A 19,337-nucleotide genomic window follows, 5' to 3' on the forward strand; every position below is an offset into this window, starting at 1 on the left:
AAAAAGATCTTGAATCATTTTTCGCCTGGGAGTATCTTGAATGCTCATTCAAGATAGAGAGCCGATTATGACAGCCGATCTGTTTCAGCCTTATGCGCTTAACGCCAGTATTACCCTTAACAACAAGATTTTGATGGCGCCACTTACTCGTTGTCAGGCCGACGATGATCTGGTGCCAACCCAAGCGATGGCTGACTACTATGCTCGCCGTGCCGATGCCGGGCTTATCATCTCGGAGGCGGTGATCATTCGCCCCGACGGTCAGGGCTACCCCAATACTCCGGGCCTGTTTACCCCAGAGCAGATCCAGGGCTGGCAGAAGGTAACCAGCGCGGTACATGCCAAGGGCGGCAAGATCTTCGCCCAGCTGTGGCATACGGGCCGGGTGGCGCATTCTCACTTCTTCGGTGGACAGATCGTGGCGCCGTCGGCGGTAAAGATTGAAGGCACGGTACCGCGTCAGCGCGAGCTGGCCTATGAGATTCCTAAGGCCTTGACCTGTGAGGAGATAGCACAGCTGGTGGCCGACTATTCCCAGGCGGCGGCCAATGCAATCGATGCCGGTTTCGACGGCGTCGAGATCCATGGCGCCAATGCCTACCTTATCGATCAGTTCCTGCATCATGACAGTAACCGTCGCGATGATGAATTTGGCGGCACGCCGGAGAATATGGCGCGCTTCCCGCTGGCCGTGGTGGATGCCATCATTGAGCGTATCGGCCAGGATCGCACCGCGCTGCGGGTGTCGCCGGGTGCTTATGTCAATATGCAGGGTGATAGCCGAGATCGCGCCGTGTTCGACTACTTCTTAAAACAGCTGGAGTCGCGCCAGTTAGCCTACCTGCACGTGGGGATCTTCGACGATGCTCTGACATTCGACTATCTCGACGGGCGAGTGTCGGACTATGTGCGCGCCCATTACAGCCAGACCCTGGTGGGGGTAGGCAGTTACAGCGCCGAGACAGGGGCACAGGCCATTGCCGATGGCCGATTCGATCTGCTGGCGATAGGTCGTCCCTTTATCGCCAACCCAGACTATGTGGTTAGGGTACGCGACAGACAGCCGCTGGTGACTTACTCCGATGAGATGTTGGCCGAGTTGGTTTAAGTCGGCGGGTATATCAGTTAAACAACAAAAAGGGCATATCGCTTAGGCGACATGCCCTTTTTAGTGCGCTTTTCTTAAGCCCTTTTGTTGATGGACTTAGATCAGATCTTCCAGCTCAGGGTGGCGCTGTAGTTCGCCGGCGCGCCATAGAAGGCCTGGGCCCAATAGAGACTGTTGAGGTATTTCTCGTCGGTCACGTTGTTGGCGTTGAGGCTCAACTGAAGGTTGTCGTTAAACCGATAGCGGGCCATAAGATCGACGATGGCGTAGGCATCCTGGCGGGTGACGATCGCCTCGCCCGCATTGTCGAATCCCTCGCCGACCACCCCCTGATTGCGGTAGATATCATCCTGCCAACGCATGTTCGTGCCCACCGAGAGGCCCTCAATGGCGGCTACATCATAGGTGGCGGCAAACTTGAGCAGGCGACTCGGCGTATAGGCAGCCACCTTCGCGGCGTTCTCGTCATCGCCATCTATGTCGAAGTCGGTGAAGCCCAGGCTCAGGTTGAGGCCATCGAACACCTCACCGGCTACTTCTAACTCATAGCCCTTGCTGTTGATGCCATCGGCCCCTATGTAGCGTTGATCGCTTGGCGGCAGAGCGGCGGTGCGGGGATCCGGCACCGCCAGGTTGACCTGCTGAACGTCGAAGTAGGCCAGGCTGGCGATCAGGCGGCCGTCAAACAGCTCGCTCTTAAGGCCTATCTCCTTGCTTTCACCCGTTACTGGGGCCAGCAGGTTGTCGTCGATATCTTTCTCGATTTGCGACTTGAAGGTCTCGGTATAGCTGGCGTAGGCCACGAGTTCTGGGGGGATGCGATAGACGGCGCCCAGGTAGGGAATGAATTGGCTGTCTTCTACATCTTGCACCTTGGCATAGGAGATCCCTTCGGCCTGCCACTTGTTAAAGCGGCCACCGGCGATGAAATGGAAGCCGTCAAACAGGTTGAATCGACCGGTAAAATAGGCGGCCTGCTGCTTGGCACCGACATCGCTGCCACGAGGCTTATCGGCAAACACGGGTTTGGGCGTGTTGCCGTCCCAGGTGTTGAGATCCGGCATGGCCGGGAAGCCATTACCCGTGGTGTAGTCGTACAGCGAGCTGTCGATATAGTCCACCTTGGCATAGTTTACCCCGGCCACCAGTTGGTGATCGCGGCCAAACAGGCTGACTTCACCGTCGACATAGATATCGACCAGATCATGGCTCTCATCCAGATCATATTCGCTGCGGTAACCCGTGAGGCCCAGGCCGGTTTCTCTGTCTGGGGTACCGTAGACGTAGAAGAGCTCAGTGTCTTCGTCTGTGCTCTTGTGGGAGTAGGTGGCACGCAGGCGCCAGTCATCACCGAAGTAATGGCTCAGTTCCACGACGGTATTGTGCTTGATCACTTGCCAGTTAGACCAGTTGGCCGAGGTGTTGGTGGATCTGTCGTAGTGGGTCGGGCTGCCGTCTGTGTAGTAGAGCGGCAGGGCGCCCCAGTTATTGCCGGTGGCATCGTTGTTGATGTAGCTGTGACTGACCGACAGGCTGGTGTCGTCGCTCAGGTTAGCCTCGATAAAGGCATAGAGCACGCTCTTGTCTGTCTCGTAACGGTCGAGGTAGGAGTCTTTCTGCTGTTTCACCGCTACCACTCGGGCGGCAAAGGTGTCGTTGAGGCGGCCGCTGGCGTCGGCCTCGATTCTGGCGTTGTTGAAGCTGCCGTAGCTCGCCTGGAGCTTGAGCTGATGGTCGGCCGTGGGACGCTTGCGGATAAAGTTGACCGTGGCCGAGGGGTTGCCCACGCCCGTCATCAGGCCGTTAGCACCGCGGATCACCTCGATGCGATCATAGATGGCGGTATCTTCGTCGGTATGGTTGTTGCCAGAGGTCAGCGGCAGGCCGACGCCATCGATCTGGAAGTTGGTGATGTCGAAGCCGCGAGCCGTGTAATAGGTGCGGTCTGTCTCGATACGTTCGACATTGATGCCGGTGGCACTGTCCAGGGCGCTGTTGATGTCGTTGAGCTGAAAGTCGTCCAGCTGGGCATCAGTGATCACAGATACCGACTGGGGAATATCGATAATGGCCAGGTCTAGGCGTGAGGCGCCGCCGACCGAGTGGGCATTGTAGCCCTGCACATAGCGGCCGCGAACCTAGAGCTTCTCGATCTGTTGATCACTCTGTTGGTTGTCTTTGTCTGCTTGAGCATTTTGATCTTCTGCGTGGCCTGGCATGGTCGCCATGCTTAGGGCGCAGAAGATAGCGAGCGAAATAGGCTTAAGTTTCATGATCTGTCGTCATCTTAGCAAAAGAGGAATAGTGAGGAGCGGTGCAAGGCCGCTGGGGACTTGGCACGCCAACCAAATTAACGCAACAAAGGATATACAAACTAAGCAGGATTTTAAATGGGAATGGTTATCATTTACTTTTGTGTCGAATGTAAAGGAAAGCGTCAATTTTTAAGCCTGGTGGCTGCATTGCCCTTTGCGTTAGCAAGTTCGTCGGCTTTTTCTATACTCAGTGATGTGACTTGGATCAGATTTTAAGATGAGGCTCCCATGAGAAGAAGCGTAATAAGAATAACTGGTTTGCTACTGATGTCGGCAAGTGCCCTGGTCGATCAGGCGTTGGCGGGCCAGGAGCAGGCTAAGACGAGTTCGACCCCGGCCTTCGACCATGCCAACAGCAATGCAGCCTTCTTGCGCTGCGGCACCCGTACTCCCTCGGATCTCGAGGTGCGCATGTTAAACGAACACCTGAAAGCTTTGAAGAAGCCTGAAGGTGTCGGTAACGGCAATGGCAACGGTAACGGCGGTGGCGGTAATGGTGGTGGTTCCACAGACCCGTACACTGCAATTGGCCACAATATTCCCGTTTATGTACACCTGATCCTGAGCAGTAATGGTGACGGTGATGTATTTGACCTGATAGATGATCAGATGAGCGTGCTTAATAACGCCTTCTCCGGAGCAGGTGGTGGCAGTGGATTCGACACCAAGTTCAGCTTTACCTTAATGGGAACGACAAAAACAACAAACGATGCCTGGTACAGTGCTGGGCCGGGCACCAGTGCCGAGCGTGCTATGAAGCAAAGCCTGCGTCAGGGTGGCGCCGACACGCTTAATATCTATATCTCTAACCCTGGTGGTGGCCTGCTCGGCTGGGCGACCTTTCCCACAGACTATGCCAGCAATCCTAGCGATGATGGCGTGGTGATCCTCAATCAGTCTCTGCCTGGTGGTACCGCCTCACCCTACAACGAAGGCGATACGGCCACCCATGAGGTCGGTCACTGGCTGGGCCTGTATCATACCTTCCAGGGGGGCTGTAATGGTGGAGATCAGGTGGCCGATACTGCGGCCGAGCGTTCGGCGGCCTATGGCTGCCCAACGGGACGCGATACCTGCAGGCGCGATGTTGGTGACGATCCTATCTACAACTTCATGGATTATACCGATGATAGCTGCATGGTCGAGTTCACTCAGGGGCAGTCCGAGCGTGCCGATATCTTAAGCGGTGCCTATCGCTGGCCAAGCAACTAGCCTCATGACAAATCTCATGCTGAAACAGGGCCTATGGTGTCTCGCCATGGGCCTCTGTTTGTGGATGAGTCCAGCTTTGGCTGAGCGGCTGCGCGCACCGGATTTTGTCCCTTGTGAGCGGAACCAGCTGACTTCCTGGCAGGGGGAGGTGTTCAACTACCACAGAAGCGAGACACAGATTGCCTTCGGCATTCGCACCGTCGACGGCACCCTGGAACGTCTGGATATCGCCTATCGTCTTGAGCAGATGCGGTTAAATGGCGGGCTATTTACCCTGCCAGACTGGAAACGGCTCGAGCTGTCTCCCGGCGCACTCAGGCCCTCGGTGCGGGTGAGAGTATGGCGCTGCGATAACGCCGGCGCCATCAGCTTCATGATCGACTGGCTCGAGTGAGCCGAGCTTTCCTGCCCCGATTTAATCGCTGAGCATGGCGGCGACACTGCCGCACAGCGTCATCAGAAACAGAAACCACTTCAATACCTTGGGGCTGACCTTGATGGCCAGCTTGACCGCTAGGTGGGCGCCCACCATGGTACCTGCCGCCAATATGAGTCCGGGAACCCAGAGGATCAGATCTTCCTTTATAAAGATAAGCAGGGAGGCCAGGGTGAAAAACAGCGTACAGAACACCTTGAGGGCATTTGCCCTGACCAGATCATATCTTAGGCTGCCCGCCAGGGCGGCAAGCAAGACGAATCCCACTCCCGCCTGCACGAAGCCGCCATAAATCCCGGCCAGGGTCAGCCAGAACCAGGACTTGGGCGTGTCTTTGACTCTGTTGACCGGGGTGCCCAGCTCGGGGGCTATGATGGCGGGACGCACCAGGATGATGAGCGCCATCAGCAGCATGGTGCCCAGCAGTAGGGGTTTTATCAGCGTGCTGGGGGCGTAGGCGGCCAGGCCCGCACCTATGAAGCCGCCGAGTATGGTCGGCACCAGAATCGGCCCCTTGTCATCCGTATCTAGCTTGCCATGTTTGTGAAAGCCCAGCATGGCGGTGATCGATTGCACCGTCACCCCGACTCGATTGGTGGCATTGGCCACCTCGGCGGGCATGCCCATGACCATCAGGGCTGGCAGGGTAAGGTTAGAGCCGCCGCCGGCCAGGGTGTTGATGATGCCAGCCAAGAAGCCGGTGACGACCAGCAGCAGGCCGTGGGTGAGGGTGATCTCCATGGGTACTCCTTACGCCCTAATGGGGAATGACTCGCTGGATAAGTTAGAAACTCGAGCCAGGTTCGGCGAGAAACGCCAGCTCCTCGTCGGTGGACTTGCGCCCCAGAATCGCATTGCGATGGGGATAGCGGCCGAAACGGTCGATAATCGCCTTGTGTCGCTGCTCGAACGCCAGGTTATTCTCGGCGCCCTCGCGGTTAAAGAGGATCAATGCCACCTCGTGGATCGCCCGGGATTCGCTGTGCATGTAGGGCATGTAGAGAAAGGGCACCTGCTTAGGTTGCAGTTGCTTATCGATACCGGCCGCTACGGCCTCCTGAGCCAGGGCCAAGGCCATGGGATCGGCGGCGAAGGCCTCGGGCGTATCCCGGTAGATGTTACGGCTAAACTGATCCAGTAGGATGATCTCCGCCAGGCGTCCCTGTGGTGTGGTGCGCCAGTGATAGAGTTCGCCCTGTTTTGCCTGGGTGACTAGGTTGCCGAAGCGGCGGGCTATTGTCTGGTCGAAGGCGAGATCTTTGATAAACCAGGCCTTAGGTTCGATCTCTTCGAACCAGAAGCGAATAATCTCGTCTGGCGTGTGGGCTATCCTGTTCATCTCTGCTCCTTATCTCCAGCTATATCCAGTTTTTCGGATCTTGCCTGGTCAAATTTAACGCGGTTTCGGCGATCAATCTAGCCTCTTTCAGGGGAATGTAGGGGATCACTAAGGGGCCTGAAGCTAGGCCTAAGTGCAGGTTAGCCAATGACTTACGCCTCTGACCCGGTGTCTGTGATATACAGATATCCTGAGTCTTACTCAGAGGCACCAGCCGCCAGGTTTGTCCCAGAGCGCCTGTGTGGATCCAGCAGTCGTCGCCCTCCAGCTGATAGCCCCACTGTCGATAGTTGAGATAGAGGCCGACAAGTGCCACCAAGGTGAAGCCGGCAAGGAGTTCGGTGAAGGGGTTGATGCCGACGATTGAGGTTATCATTATGGGGAGCAGCATCAGCAGGGCGGCGCGCCGCCAAAACCAGCCGATATCTATCCCCTGATAACCTGTGGGTAAGGCATTGGCCCTGGCGGCCAAGTTATCTAATCGCTTGAGGGCCTGTGGGATCTCAGCTTGGGTCATGCTGGGGATCAACAGGTGACGCTTGCTCAGCTGCTCAATCTCATTGCCCTTCACCTGTTCAAAATGCACCGTCCAGCGGCCGATTAGCCGGCCTATGGTGGGCTGTTCGAAGCGTACCAGCTGTACCCTGTGTAGGCGCAAGGCATCTTGTTGCTTGGCCAGTATGCCGCCGGTTCTGTGTAGCGTGCCCTGGCGCAGGCTGAGGCGATAGGGATAATACTTAAGCACGGCCGAGGCGATGGAGATTAACGAGAGCAGCAGGGCGAGTAGCGCCAATGCGGCCAGTACCGCCAGGATCTGATAGACAAGCCCGGTGGCGACGTTGGCTTGATACCAGTGCCAGACCCCTTGTACCAGGCTGTTCTGCCCAAGCGATTCCCAGTCTACCTGGCCTATGATGGAGCCCGAGATCAGTGACAGCCAGATGAGGTTGTTCTGATAGAGGCCGAAGATCAAAAGCGCCTTGAGATCTTTGGCGACCACCAGGCCTTCGCTGCGGCGTCCCGATTGGTCGGTGTTGGCCGCTATGGTCTGACGGTCAGCCTGAACCGCCTCATTGTGCCCCTCAATTGATTCGCTGTCGCCTTTAATTGCTTGAGACGGAAATAGCTGTTTCTTGAGTAACATGGCCTGACGGTAGTTAACCGCCGCCAGCACTGCCTCATCTTGCTTGGAGCCAGCCGTTTCCACCACCAGGCTGTAGAGACCTAGGGGGCGAAAGTAGAGGGGCTGCTCCAGCCGCACGTTTTGGATCTTATTGAGTGGGATCTCGTGCGCGCGTTTAAACACTAGCCCCTGGCGTATCCCCAGCTTGGCATCACTGAGCCGGTATCTGTATCTGGCCCACTGCAGGCTGGCATAGGTGAGTGTGATAAGAATAACCCCAAGGCCGACCAGTAGCACCCAGGGAGAATTAAAGCCCTGCTGCCAGCCGGTATAGACCAGGGGGATCAGGGCATAACCATTGGTGAGTATCTGTTTCAGGCTGCCAACGCTGAAGCTGACTATTGACCAGGGAGACAGGCTCGCCCATTGGGCGAAGCGCATACTCATGGGCTATGCCTCATCTTCGCCGGGGGCTTGTTTTTGGGAGGCCTTGGCTAACAGGTGCTTGCGCAGTGGCTCCGCCGTGTCATCGCCCAGACCGGGCAGGCTGATCTCGGCGCTACCACTGCCGGCACTGAAACACTTGAGGGTGTGCTGACGAAAATAGCGCTCCAGCGGTCCCTGAGACAGGCTGACATGTTGTAAGCGGGTATAGGGTAGGGCGATCTTCTTATGCCAAATCAATCCCTTCTGCATGATGAACTCGTGGTCGAATACGCCATAGGCGAAAGAGAGGGCGTAGCGATAACGGCCGTAGCTAACAACGCCCGCCAGGACAAGCAGCAGAGTCACCAGGGCGATGATCAGGCTGCCGGGCAGGTTGAGTAGTATGGCGGCCAGGGGCGCAATGATGAGCAGCGGCGTGAAGATCAGCAGATTCTCTATCTGCACCTGATGCAGATAGGCCCGTTCCAAGGGGGTCAGAGGCACTTCGTCTATGCTGATCCAATCCGGCTGCTCCAGCCTATGCCGGGCCTGCATCGAGGCCGAAGCTTGAGGAGTCACATCTTCCATTTGTCATCCCGCTAAAGTTGGCAATTGACTGACTATAACATCTTTCCTTTGGCTGTCAGCCATTTGCGTCTGTATGAGATGAATCTTTTATGTTACAAGAGTATAAAAAATAATCGTGATAACAAGTTAGAGAAGAGAGGATGTCTTGATCGCCGAGTTATCTAAGCAGAAAATCGCCTTCCTGAGAAAGCTCTACCTGGCCCATATGATCGACGGTGAGCAACACAACTTACTGTCGTTGAACAAGGCCACCTCTATGCCGCGCCGCACCCTGCAAGATGCGATTGCCGCCATGGGGGATATCGGCATTACCTGCACCTTCGTGCAGGACGGCGAGCGCCATAATGCCGGTTACTATCGCCTCAATGACTGGGGGCCTATCGATAAGGCCTGGGTAGCGAGCCATATCGAGACCATCGCCCAGTCGTTAACGCCTAGCCGATAGTTTTGCGGTATTGAATAGTGCGAATCTGAGAGGTTTAGTTATTTAGCAGGTAGAAGCCGATAAAGCCTAACCAGCTGAGGGCCAGTAGCAGCCAGGGCAGCTTGCGGCTGGTCGGCGTCTCTTGGCGCGACTCACTCTGTTGTTCGATGGGTTGACGCTGCTTTTCCTTCAAGACTTGTTTACGCTGCTTATCCCTGTCTCTGGCCTTACTCTTCTGGCGCTTCTTATATTCGGCGATCCCTTTCTCTATCCCCTGGGCGATAAGCTTGGTCTGTTCCTTGGTTTGCCCGGGTTTCTGGGTGGCCTTGGCAATTTTCATCGCCTCATCTTTGGTTTCGTTGGAGATCTGCTGCGCCATAAGGTCATTAAGCTGATGAATGATGGCCTCACTATAACATGAGTCGGCCGCCAGGGTTATGGACCTTGTTTGCTGGTATAGCCTTCGCCCCTATACCATAGTATGGGTATGATTTAGTTAAGTTATCGCTTAACCTGTCTGTGGCAAATTCAATCAATAATAATACCCTGCTATCAAGGACAAGATCATGCTCAATAAGGCCGCAAAACCTCTGGTCAAGTTGGTCGACCGCTATCTGCCCGACCCCTATATTTTCGTGTTACTCCTCACCCTGCTGGTATTCATTGCCGCAATGCTGGTGGAGCAGCAGAGCCCCTTGCAACTGGTTACCTACTGGGGCCAAGGTTTCTGGGCCCTGCTGAGTTTCTCCATGCAGATGCTGCTGGTGCTGGTGGCCGGTTATATGCTGGCCAGTTCGCCGCCCATTAAGCGCCTGTTAGATGGTATCGCCGCCCTGGCCAAGAGTGCGTCCCAGGCGATCATCCTGGTGACGCTAGTGTCGCTGCTGGCCAGCTGGATCAACTGGGGCTTCGGCCTAGTGGTGGGCGCCCTGTTTGCCAAGGCGTTGGCGCGTCAGGTGAAGGTGGATTATCGACTCTTGGTGGCCAGTGCCTATTCGGGCTTCGTGGTCTGGCACGGCGGCCTGGCGGGTTCGATTCCCCTGACCATAGCCACCAAGGGGCATTTTGCCGAAGATAAGATAGGCATTATCCCTACGGACACGACTATCTTCGCCGGATTTAACCTGGCGCTGGTGGCGATCCTCTTCGTGCTCATCCCCTTGGTTAATCGCTTCATGCTGCCGAGCCAGGAGGAGAGCATCTATGTCGATAAGGAAAAGTTAGCTGAGCCCGAGGTCAAGACAGAGGCTGTCACCCGCCCGGCGGATTACCTGGAAAACAGCCGGTTGCTGGCCTGGGCCGTGGGTGGTGCCGGCCTGGTATATCTGGGGCAATACTTCTTCGCCTCTGGGGGCAAGCTCAACCTGAATATCGTCAACTACCTGTTCCTGTTTCTCGCCATCATATTGCATCAGACGCCCCGCAGCCTGCTGACCAGCCTCAATGAGGCGATTAAGGGCGGTGCCGGCATAGTGATCCAGTTCCCCTTCTATGCGGGGATCATGGCGCTCATGGTGCAGTCTGGCCTGGCACAGAGCATCTCCTCAGGCTTCGTGGCCATCGCCAGCGCCGAGACCCTACCGTTCTGGAGCTTTATCAGCGCCGGTATCGTTAATATCTTCGTACCCTCGGGGGGGGGCCAGTGGGCGGTGCAGGCCCCCATCATGTTACCGGCGGCCGAGGCGCTGGGCGCAGATGTGGCGCGTATCGCCATGGCGGTGGCCTGGGGCGATGCCTGGACCAATCTCATCCAACCCTTCTGGGCTCTGCCCGTGCTGGCGATCGCCGGCCTCAAGGCGCGGGACATCATGGGCTTCTGCCTGATGCAGCTGATCATCACAGGCATAGTGATCAGCATAGGCCTGACCTGGTTCTAGTCAGCGCTCTGTTAAAGCAGAATGAGGTGACAAACAAAACCCGCTTTTCCCGGCGGGTTTTGTTATTCTGTCAGCCAAGTGTCGCGCGCTGACTAAAAGGAATGCCAGCTTGTCTCAATCTCTCTCTCCCGCCGTACCTCAGCACAGGAAACCCAGCCCTAAGCGGTCGGTTTTGCCCTGGATCGGCAGTTTCCTGCGTCCCTATCGTGGCAAGGTGATCGCCGCCATAGTGTTTCTGTTTATCGGCTCCCTCGCCTGGCTGTCGCTGGGCCAGGGGGTACGCCTCATGGTGGACGAAGGTTTCCTCAGGGAAAATAGCGAGCGCCTCAACGAGATCATCTTGTTGGTGATAGGCATCACCGCGCTGAGTAGTTCGGCCATCTTCTGCCGCTTCTATCTGATGACTTGGCTGGGGGAGCGGGTAAGCGCCGATATTCGCCTTAAGGTGTATGACCATCTGCTTAAGCTCTCGCCTGGGTTCTACACCAGGCTGCGCACCGGGGAGGTGATCTCCCGCTTCACCGCCGATGCCACCCTGTTGCAATCTGTGGTGGGCTCCAGTCTCTCCATGGCGCTGCGGGCCAGCGTCACAGTCGTCGGTGGTCTGGTGATGATGGCGATCACCAGCCTTAAGCTGACCGCCCTGGTGCTGCTCGCCGTGCCCCTGGTGCTCGGGCCTATCTTCTTCTTTGGCCGTAAGGTGCGCGAGCTGTCGCGTAAAAGCCAAGACAGGGTCGGGGATCTGGGGGCCTATGTGGATGAGTCACTGCACGAGATCCATACGGTGCAGGCCTACTGCCACGAGGATCGCGACAGGCAGCTGTTCTTCGAGCGGGTCGAGGCGGTGATGGAGGCGGCCAGGGGACGCATCAAGTACCGGGCGATACTCATCTCTCTGGTGATGTTTCTCAGTATCTTGGCCATCGCCCTGATCACCTGGGTGGGCGCCAAGGATGTGATGGCTGGGGCGATCACGCCGGGTGAACTATCCGCCTTCATGTTCTACGCCGTGATGGTGGCAGGTGCCGTGGCGACCATCAGCGAGGTGATAGGTGAAATCCAGCGCGCCGCCGGTGCCACAGAGCGACTGATAGAGCTGGTGGAGACGCCTATCGATATTCCAGTTGCGGCAAGGCCGCTAAGCCTGCCGAGCAAGGTACGCGGCGAACTGAGCCTCAAGCAGGTGCGTTTCAGTTATCGCACCCTGGCAAATCAGGAAGGCGCTCAAGATGACAAGGTTGACCGCCTTGAGGCACAGAATGAGGGGCAAAATGAGGTGATTCGCGGTCTTAGCCTGCATATTCGCCCCGGTGAGCGGGTGGCATTGGTGGGCGCCAGCGGTGCGGGCAAGAGTACCCTGTTCGAGCTTTTGCAGCGCTTCTATGTGCTAGACAGCGGGGTGATTGCCTTAGATGGTATCGACATCGCCAGTCTGAGTCCGCAGCTGCTACGTCAACAATATGCCCTGGTACCCCAGGAGTCGGTGATCTTCGCCACCAGCGTGCTGGAGAATGTGCGTTACGGTCGCCCCGACGCCAGCCTGGAGGAGGTGCAGGCGGCCTGTGTCGCCGCCCGCGCCGACGAGTTTATTTCTGACTTTAGCGAGGGCTATCAGACCTATCTGGGTGAGCGCGGCGTGCGCCTGTCGGGCGGACAGAAGCAGCGTATCGCCATCGCCCGGGCGATACTGGCAGACAGGCCGGTATTGCTGCTCGACGAGGCAACCAGCGCACTGGATGCGGTGAGCGAACAGAAGGTGAAACAGGCCCTGGATGTCTTGATGCAGGGACGAACCACGCTGATCATCGCCCATCGCCTGGCCACAGTGCTCAACGCCGACCGTATCCTGGTGATGGATAAGGGAGAGCTGGTGGCCAGCGGTACCCATGGCGAGCTGATGCAGAGCAGCAGCCTTTATCGTGAATTTGCCAGTTTACAGCTACTGAGCGAGGAGAGTCATTTGCAAGTGAATGATTGATACTCTTCAGTTAAGTTGTATTAGTTCAGTTAAGTTACGGTAGGTGTGCGAGCAGTATTGGCTTCTTATATTACTATGCAGAATAACCCCTTTAGGCGACCTCGGCGAAACTGCGTCATTTTCAACGCATCACACACTAACGTTAAGACTATTCGTTCACTTATTGACTAGGAGACTGGCGTTCGGGAATAAAAATCAATAATCACCGCTAGATACAGCTAACCTTCATTCGTCATTAGGTAAGTGTTATCACTGACATTATTAAAAAGTTATTAACCCATAAAATTTTGCAGTCAAACGAATTTGCCGAATTATTAGGTGTATTATGGTCTGTTGATCTTTTTTGCCACTACAGTTAGAAAGCGTTCTAGACGATTTCTTTGTTGTTCGCCATTCACATAGAGTAGCTATGTGAATGGCTCTCGCTTTGCGAAAAACGCGTTTAAATTGAACAAAAATTAAACTTGAAAGATCAACAGGCCCTAATGAATTAAAAAGCTGTAATCATTGATTCTATGTCCATCTTGTTCATTTCAAACAGATCCGTAACACTATGGCGGCGGTAGCCGCCTACACCGTTTACAACGTAAGATTGATAATCGTCAATACCAATCATATTGCAAATCCCACGCATATACTGATCATCAAAAGCAAACTTCGCTTGTAGACCTTGAGAGTAATCCCCTCCACGAGCACCTATATAGATCATTTTACCACCGCATAAACCTTGAGAACGGCCTTGATCGTCATATCGAAACATAATGTTCGGTATGATAATGGTGTCCAAATATGCTTTTAATGTTGACGGAATGGTTAAATTCCACATCGGTGCAACAACGATATATTTGTCATATGACTTAAATTTTTGAGCTTCTTGAACAATGAAGAGAAGGAAGAAGCGTTAGAGTGGTTAGTTGAGTATTTGACTGTCGATCACCAAGACTTTTACGATAAGTTTCGAGATAACCTGCGCAAGAAGAAAAAGAGAGCACAAAAAAAGAAAGTCCAAACGCGAAAGTCAAATGTTGAAGAAAAAGTGAATGAAGTAGGCAAGCGAGCTCATAAAATGTTTCCTAAGTAGTAATCTCTGTAGCAGAAATAAAATGATATGGGATGAGTCTCTACTGCATTTAAGCTCGTATGGTCTGAGTGATACAGATATCTGATAGCGGTCAACAAACAAAAGCCTCAAACACTGAGGCCTTTGTGAGTATAAATGGGAATCACTTAAGGTAGCTTTATGAAATTTCCAAATTCAGTACTTAGCGCATGAGCAGCCATTATTTCAGTATTGATAAGATTTCCTCTTGCCAGACCTACAGCTAAAGAGCTTCCTGGGTGAAATGCTTGTGTTATGTTTGTAAAAACTATCTTCTGTTGTTTAGCAATATCTTTAACATCTCGGCTTTTTAGACGGTCAAACTCAATGATAGAGTCTTTGTAACTGGTGGCTGGCGCCATCAATTCATCTATTTTAATGAATGAATCTAACAGGTCCTCTAATGTTCCTTCAGTGTTAGAGTCATTTGTGAAAATAAAAGTCCCAATCTCACCATGTTCTTCGGTTGTTCGCCATTGAACTTTTTCATTAAAATTTTCAAAATCAGTTACTACTTCTCTAATTTTTTCTGATAGATTTTCTAGAGTAGTCGTTAATCCGCCGTCATCCATATGATCATAATCTGCATCTAGAATAAATGCATGCCTAACAGCATCTACTTTATAAAAATCAGGCTTTTCAAGAAGTCTTTTACTTTTGGTTATATTAGACATAGCTGCTTGCAAACTACTTTTTCCGCCAGTAGCAAAAAGGCAAACGTAATGATTATTAGCTAGAGCGTAAATCTTATTTGGCATGAATATATTAAGAGGCAAACCAAATCTAATATTGTTAGTGTTAATCTCTTTAATTGCACTTTCAACCATGCTTTCCAGTATTTTTGGTAGATCTTTAACTTTCTTAACTTCCCCCTCAGTTAGGTCGAGTACCTCAATAATTTTTGCTAGAAAAGCAACGTCATGTAGACCTTCACAATATAAAAATGACAATCTAATCATTGCTTAGTGCCTCTAATATCTAAGTTGATATAATCAATTAACTCCTCCAAAGCTTCTCCAGAGAAATGCTCGACTTTACTTTCATCCGAATCAATAGCATATGCAGATATTTGCTCATTTTTAAATTTATTAGAGATGAACGCATCGATACATTCTTTACTATGCGAAGTAGCAAATACTTGGACATTGTATTGATCTGCTAGTTCTTGTATTAGTTTTGTAAACTGGCAAAGAAGGTCTTTATGTATGCCATTTTCGATTTCATCAAGTAGTAGTATTCCGTTAGAACAAGCTGCGAACTTAATTCCTAAGTAAAATATTTTTTGCAAACCATCGCCATATAATGATAGATCCATATTTAGAGATGCATCATCATAAGTTACAACAAATGTACCATCGTTATCAGATAGCTCTATATCGACAATTGAGTTGTCAATATTATTCCGGATGAATGAGATTACTTTTGACTTAGTGCCATTGGAGACAGACTTTTTGTAGCACTCAGTAAAAACAAGCTCGTCATCAATACTTGATGAGAAAGATATTACGCTATTGCATAGTGAATGATTCGTAGACGCATAATGCTGAACTTTCTTTTCATAGTAGTCTGAGTGATACGTGTAACTATTTTCTAAATAGTTACAAGATGATGTGAATCTCCCAATAAAGCCGGACATGTTTTTTGTTTCAGATTCAAGAGTATCGTCAATATAGCTGTTGAGTGATAGCGGTTTATTGTTGAATTCGGCAAAAAGTTTTATCTCTTTAGGTAGAGTGCTGAAAATATTTGAATACTTTAGTTCACCATGATGCTTCTTTCGATGTCTATTCATTGTTTGAAAAGCTTGAGTATCTCCAAGCTTCGTCATCATATAGAATGCTTCTAGTAGAGAGCTTTTACCCGCATTATTAATACCAGCAAAAATGTTGACTCGGTTTAAATTTTTAACATGTAATGATTTAAACCTTTTATAGCGCTCTACATTAAAACTAGTAAAGTGTGAGGTACAACTTTCCACGATAGGCTTTTTGCTAAACGGGTTTGTGCTGGTATCATCATCTGAATGATTCCTCGTGACTAGCAATGCGTTGAGTTTTTTAATACAGCTCTGTATTAGACTTGATTGCTTATCGTCAATTAAGAAAGAGTAACCGAACGAAATATTGATCTGTTCATCTATAACTGACAACGCGTTTTCTAGTTTATTTTTTCCAAGAACTTCGCTGCTTAGAGTCGCTTGTAGTAGATTTCTTGTAGTTTCAAGGTTCGATATAGCCTTCTCATCATCGATTATTTTTGCAAGCTCACGAATTTGAAGAGCAGTTTCGATAATTGGCTCTTGAATGTGGGTAACATATTCATCTTCATCTTCAGGATCGATTTCTTCTACTTCGACTGGAGAGACAAAAGAGAACAAGCGTTCAAGCCTAGATTTGTCTGCCAACCTAAAATCGATATCAGTTGCGGCAAGGTTTAGCCATTCTTTAATCTTTGGGCTTTTGACAATCTCACGGAAAGTCGAGTATTTTTCATCACTAAAGTTGTCACCATAGTCACTTTCTTTATACAATTCGATAAGAGATAAAGTCCGTAATGTTGTTCTGAGTTCGACTTTGGATATTGTATATGTATTGCATATCTCAGCTTCACTAAGTGAATCTTTAAGCATTAAGTTCTCTATGAACTTCGCCTGATTAATGGCACTCCATTTTTTACTTCCGCTGATATGTTTTAAGCCCATTATGACTTTTCTAATAGCGTAGTTATCACCTTTGTGGCAGATTACGGGTATGCTACGAAAAATATCTGGATCAAAATTGCCAATATCTTCGCCACTCTCAAACTGTTCTTTTAAGAACAGCAAAGTTGCTAATCTGCGATTACCCTCTATAACAACAGCTTTGTCTTTATCGTAATATCTGACAATTATCTTCTCGGTTGGAATGTAAGAATGTTGCTTGAAGCTTGATATTAGGTCTGAAAGGTTGTTGTTGCCTTTCCCTGAGATTAAGCGAAGAGTTTTGTTTTGAGTACTAGTTTCTGCAATCTTGTCTTCGTCAACTTCTTCAGAAACATTAAGTCGAGGATTATTGGGGTCTAGCAAAATTGAGTCGATATCGTAGTATGTATCGGCTAGGAGATTTTCAATCTTATCCATATGATATCTCTGATAAATGTACCTATAGTTAACATTACTTGGGTATAGTAAGTCTTTTTTTGTATAAAAAAACAGCAAAGTGTTTTGCAAGAAACTACCAGAACAAAAACATATCTTAAGTCCCACCATTTTCCCATACACATTGCGAATCTAACCATATCTTCATCAATCGCTAAGGTTGAGTTATTGAAGCCGATAACTCTGTTATCTTGCGAGTGTTAGACTTCGTTGAGAGAGTAGGCCGTTTATATCGACTAGCGACATGACGTTTACGGTCTGATGTAAGTGCTTGAATCTCATTTTATTGCCATCAAGCTTATAGTATCAGTATGTATTTTTTTTGCCATGCACTGCTTACCCAGTACTGTACGAATATAGTAAGTGTTATAACAAATATGTCCAAGTATGTGGAGTCGTACTTTCATTGTATGATGCACAATGATCGTCTTGATAGCTTATTCAGCTAAAGCTAACTCGATGGAGTGAAACACAAAAGGGCGCTGGTTAAGGCGCCCTGGTTACGGCTTTCGAATCAAAGCCGATGATTTAGCAAGCTATTTTCTTAACTCACGTCGTAGTATCTTGCCCACGGTCGATTTGGGCAGTGCTGGCATAAAATCGATGATCTTGGGCAGCTTGTAGGCGGCCAGCTGGCTGCGGCAATGGTCGAGCAGGTTCTGCTTCATCTCCTCGTTTGCCCGTTCTGGTTCTCGCAACACTATGGCGGCCTTGACCGCCTCGCCGCTGCGACTGTCCTCGACGCCAATCACGGCGCACTCCAGCACGCTTTCATGGGCGGCCAGCACATCTTCCACCTCGTTGGGATAGACGTTGAAGCCTGAGACGATGATCATATCTTTCTTACGATCCACTATCTTGTGCATGCCATCTTCTGTGGCCAGGGCGATATCCCCCGTCTTAAAAAAGCCGTCCGGCGTCATCACCTTGGCGGTCTCCTCCGGCTTTTGCCAGTAACCGCTCATCACCTGTGGTCCCTTGACCGCCAATTCGCCTATCTCACCCTGCGGCACCTCCTGGTCGTTGGTGTCGAGGATCTTCACCTGAGTATCTATTACGGGTCGCCCTATGGTGCCCAGACACTCTAGCCCAGGCGCGTTGAGGGAGACCACGGGGGAGGTTTCCGACAAGCCATAGCCTTCACTTATGGTGCAGCCCGTGGTGGATTGCCAGATGCTGGCCGCCGCCTGGGTCAGTGCCGTGCCGCCTGAGATGGTGATCTTGAGATGACTAAAGTCCAGCGCCTGGAAGGCCTGCTGATGGCAGAGGCCGACAAACAGGGTGTTGAGGCCGGCAAACCCGGTGAAGGCATGTTGCGACATGGTCTGGATAAGGCCGCTGATGTCTCTCGGGTTGGGGACGAGTACGCTGCAGCCGCCCTGTTCGAAGTAGACGAAGTTCACCATGAAGGCGTAGATATGGTAGATGGGCAGGGGCGCGACGAAGATCTCCTCGCCCTCGACAAACTTGCTCGCCAGTCGCGACTGCACCTGTAACATGTTGGCCAGCAGGTTAGTGTGGCTGAGCATGGCGCCCTTTGAGAGACCCGTGGTGCCGCCCGTGTATTGCAGCGCCGCCAGGCTAGCTTGCTCGACCCGTACCGGGCGATATTCTGCCTCGGCGCCCAAGGCTAATACCTGGGTAAAGCCTATGTGCGCGAGGGGGCTATCGGCTTGAGGCTGGGGAGCGAGCAGATCCAGCGGATGGGTGGCGATCACCGTCTCTATCTGGGTCTCGGGGATCACGCCTTCCAGTGTGGGCAAAAGATCGCTCAGCACCACCAAGGCCTTGGCGCCCGAGTCTCGGTATTGGTGAATCAGCTCTCTCTGGGTGTACAAGGGATTGGTGTTGACCAGCACCAAACCGGCCCGCAGCGCGCCGTAGGCGGCGATGACAAACTGGGTGAGATTGGGGAGCTGGATGGCCACCTTGTCGCCCACCTCCAGCTGAGTATGTTGTTGCAGGTAGGCGGCGAAGTGGCGGGAGTCGCGTTCTATGTCGGCAAAGCTACTGGCCTTGCCCAGGCATACATAGGCTGTCTTATCGCCATAGCGCTCGGCGGCGATTTCGATCAGATCGATCAATGAAGCATATTTCTCCAGGTCTACATGGACGTGAGAATCATAGGCCATGGACGCGTCTCCTCTGGTTATTATTGTGGGTATGATTAGGCGTCAGCTAAAAATCAAACAGGTGTTTAGACTGTGCTAAAAATCACCTCAGGTCAACTACCGTCGGCAGGAAATAAAACAGGTGTTTAATGCATATCTATATGT

At 51.7% G+C, this 19,337-nt stretch carries 16 protein-coding genes and 2 pseudogenes; 7 read left to right on the forward strand and 11 right to left on the reverse strand.

Features of this window, described 5'->3' with window-relative positions; all coding sequences use genetic code 11:
- The first annotated feature begins 67 nt into the window (after positions 1-67).
- Positions 68-1,108, forward strand: a complete 1,041-nt coding sequence (locus L1D47_RS12355; RefSeq protein WP_239885192.1) for an alkene reductase — start codon at positions 68-70, stop codon at positions 1,106-1,108.
- Positions 1,109-1,209: 101 nt separating this feature from the next.
- On the opposite strand, the pseudogene L1D47_RS12360 reads toward L1D47_RS12355, so the two are convergent.
- Positions 1,210-3,381: pseudogene (locus L1D47_RS12360) on the reverse strand (TonB-dependent siderophore receptor).
- Between the two features lie 270 nt (positions 3,382-3,651).
- On the opposite strand from L1D47_RS12360, the gene L1D47_RS12365 reads away from it, so the two are divergent.
- Complete coding sequence (locus tag L1D47_RS12365; RefSeq protein WP_239885193.1) at positions 3,652-4,635, forward strand: zinc metalloprotease; 984 nt, start codon at positions 3,652-3,654, stop codon at positions 4,633-4,635.
- Positions 4,636-4,639: 4 nt separating this feature from the next.
- Positions 4,640-5,029, forward strand: coding sequence for a hypothetical protein (locus tag L1D47_RS12370; protein ID WP_239885195.1), 390 nt, complete (start codon positions 4,640-4,642; stop codon positions 5,027-5,029).
- A gap of 21 nt (positions 5,030-5,050) precedes the next feature.
- Here the strand turns inward: L1D47_RS12370 and L1D47_RS12375 are convergent, their stop codons facing one another.
- Genes L1D47_RS12375 through L1D47_RS12390 form a run of 4 tightly spaced genes read right to left on the reverse strand, consistent with a single transcriptional unit; the run spans position 5,051 to position 8,547 of the window.
- Positions 5,051-5,812 carry a sulfite exporter TauE/SafE family protein gene (locus tag L1D47_RS12375; protein ID WP_239885197.1) on the reverse strand — a complete coding sequence of 254 codons (762 nt, stop codon included), beginning with the start codon at positions 5,810-5,812 and terminating at the stop codon, positions 5,051-5,053.
- Between the two features lie 43 nt (positions 5,813-5,855).
- Positions 5,856-6,410 carry a DUF924 family protein gene (locus L1D47_RS12380; RefSeq protein ID WP_239885199.1) on the reverse strand — a complete coding sequence of 185 codons (555 nt, stop codon included), beginning with the start codon at positions 6,408-6,410 and terminating at the stop codon, positions 5,856-5,858.
- A gap of 19 nt (positions 6,411-6,429) precedes the next feature.
- Positions 6,430-7,980, reverse strand: coding sequence for a PH domain-containing protein (locus L1D47_RS12385; protein WP_239885201.1), 1,551 nt, complete (start codon positions 7,978-7,980; stop codon positions 6,430-6,432).
- 3 nt (positions 7,981-7,983) lie between these two features.
- On the reverse strand, positions 7,984-8,547 hold the full coding sequence (locus L1D47_RS12390) for a PH domain-containing protein (protein WP_052813603.1): 564 nt from the start codon (positions 8,545-8,547) through the stop codon (positions 7,984-7,986).
- Positions 8,548-8,692: 145 nt separating this feature from the next.
- Here L1D47_RS12390 and L1D47_RS12395 point away from each other — a divergent pair, with 145 nt between their 5' ends.
- On the forward strand, positions 8,693-8,992 hold the full coding sequence (locus tag L1D47_RS12395; protein ID WP_239885204.1) for a winged helix-turn-helix domain-containing protein: 300 nt from the start codon (positions 8,693-8,695) through the stop codon (positions 8,990-8,992).
- Between the two features lie 34 nt (positions 8,993-9,026).
- On the opposite strand, the gene L1D47_RS12400 is transcribed toward L1D47_RS12395, so the two are convergent.
- Positions 9,027-9,350 (reverse strand): DUF2956 domain-containing protein, encoded by a 324-nt coding sequence (locus L1D47_RS12400; protein ID WP_239885206.1) that lies wholly within the window; start codon positions 9,348-9,350, stop codon positions 9,027-9,029.
- A 187-nt stretch (positions 9,351-9,537) separates the two neighbouring features.
- On the opposite strand from L1D47_RS12400, the gene L1D47_RS12405 reads away from it, so the two are divergent.
- Complete coding sequence (locus tag L1D47_RS12405) at positions 9,538-10,848, forward strand: short-chain fatty acid transporter (RefSeq protein ID WP_239885208.1); 1,311 nt, start codon at positions 9,538-9,540, stop codon at positions 10,846-10,848.
- Positions 10,849-10,957: 109 nt separating this feature from the next.
- Entirely contained in the window at positions 10,958-12,826 is a 1,869-nt protein-coding gene (locus L1D47_RS12410; RefSeq protein ID WP_239885210.1) for an ABC transporter transmembrane domain-containing protein, read from the forward strand.
- Between the two features lie 12 nt (positions 12,827-12,838).
- Here L1D47_RS12410 and L1D47_RS12415 read toward each other — a convergent pair.
- A pseudogene (locus L1D47_RS12415) lies at positions 12,839-13,077 on the reverse strand (DDE-type integrase/transposase/recombinase); the annotation flags it as partial.
- A gap of 239 nt (positions 13,078-13,316) precedes the next feature.
- Positions 13,317-13,652: an NAD(P)H-dependent oxidoreductase gene (locus L1D47_RS12420; protein WP_239885211.1), complete on the reverse strand. Its 336-nt coding sequence runs from the start codon at positions 13,650-13,652 to the stop codon at positions 13,317-13,319.
- 48 nt (positions 13,653-13,700) lie between these two features.
- Between L1D47_RS12420 and L1D47_RS12425 the strand changes: the two genes are divergently transcribed.
- On the forward strand, positions 13,701-13,907 hold the full coding sequence (locus L1D47_RS12425; protein WP_239885213.1) for a hypothetical protein: 207 nt from the start codon (positions 13,701-13,703) through the stop codon (positions 13,905-13,907).
- Between the two features lie 146 nt (positions 13,908-14,053).
- Here the strand turns inward: L1D47_RS12425 and L1D47_RS12430 are convergent, their stop codons facing one another.
- From L1D47_RS12430 to L1D47_RS12440, 3 genes are all read right to left on the reverse strand, one after another.
- Complete coding sequence (locus L1D47_RS12430; RefSeq protein WP_239885215.1) at positions 14,054-14,884, reverse strand: DUF3226 domain-containing protein; 831 nt, start codon at positions 14,882-14,884, stop codon at positions 14,054-14,056.
- Positions 14,881-17,043, reverse strand: coding sequence for an AAA family ATPase (locus L1D47_RS12435; protein ID WP_239885217.1), 2,163 nt, complete (start codon positions 17,041-17,043; stop codon positions 14,881-14,883). Before L1D47_RS12435 ends, L1D47_RS12430 begins: the two co-directional genes overlap by 4 nt.
- A 554-nt stretch (positions 17,044-17,597) precedes the next feature.
- Positions 17,598-19,193, reverse strand: coding sequence for an AMP-binding protein (locus L1D47_RS12440; protein WP_239885219.1), 1,596 nt, complete (start codon positions 19,191-19,193; stop codon positions 17,598-17,600).
- Between the last annotated feature and the right edge of the window lie 144 nt (positions 19,194-19,337).

The organism is Shewanella sp. Isolate7, from assembly GCF_022398425.1.
In the GTDB taxonomy this organism is placed as follows: domain Bacteria; phylum Pseudomonadota; class Gammaproteobacteria; order Enterobacterales; family Shewanellaceae; genus Shewanella.

Bases quoted from the DNA above. Each gene is read 5' to 3' on its own strand.
- L1D47_RS12355 (WP_239885192.1), top strand. From the start codon at position 68: ATGACAGCCGATCTGTTTCAGCCTTATGCGCTTAACGCCAGTATTACC.
- L1D47_RS12365 (WP_239885193.1), top strand. From the start codon at position 3,652: ATGAGAAGAAGCGTAATAAGAATAACTGGTTTGCTACTGATGTCGGCA.
- L1D47_RS12370 (WP_239885195.1), top strand. From the start codon at position 4,640: ATGACAAATCTCATGCTGAAACAGGGCCTATGGTGTCTCGCCATGGGC.
- L1D47_RS12375 (WP_239885197.1), bottom strand. From the start codon at position 5,812: ATGGAGATCACCCTCACCCACGGCCTGCTGCTGGTCGTCACCGGCTTC.
- L1D47_RS12380 (WP_239885199.1), bottom strand. From the start codon at position 6,410: ATGAACAGGATAGCCCACACGCCAGACGAGATTATTCGCTTCTGGTTC.
- L1D47_RS12385 (WP_239885201.1), bottom strand. From the start codon at position 7,980: ATGAGTATGCGCTTCGCCCAATGGGCGAGCCTGTCTCCCTGGTCAATA.
- L1D47_RS12390 (WP_052813603.1), bottom strand. From the start codon at position 8,547: ATGGAAGATGTGACTCCTCAAGCTTCGGCCTCGATGCAGGCCCGGCAT.
- L1D47_RS12400 (WP_239885206.1), bottom strand. From the start codon at position 9,350: ATGGCGCAGCAGATCTCCAACGAAACCAAAGATGAGGCGATGAAAATT.
- L1D47_RS12405 (WP_239885208.1), top strand. From the start codon at position 9,538: ATGCTCAATAAGGCCGCAAAACCTCTGGTCAAGTTGGTCGACCGCTAT.
- L1D47_RS12420 (WP_239885211.1), bottom strand. From the start codon at position 13,652: ATGTGGAATTTAACCATTCCGTCAACATTAAAAGCATATTTGGACACC.
- L1D47_RS12430 (WP_239885215.1), bottom strand. From the start codon at position 14,884: ATGATTAGATTGTCATTTTTATATTGTGAAGGTCTACATGACGTTGCT.
- L1D47_RS12435 (WP_239885217.1), bottom strand. From the start codon at position 17,043: ATGGATAAGATTGAAAATCTCCTAGCCGATACATACTACGATATCGAC.
- L1D47_RS12440 (WP_239885219.1), bottom strand. From the start codon at position 19,193: ATGGCCTATGATTCTCACGTCCATGTAGACCTGGAGAAATATGCTTCA.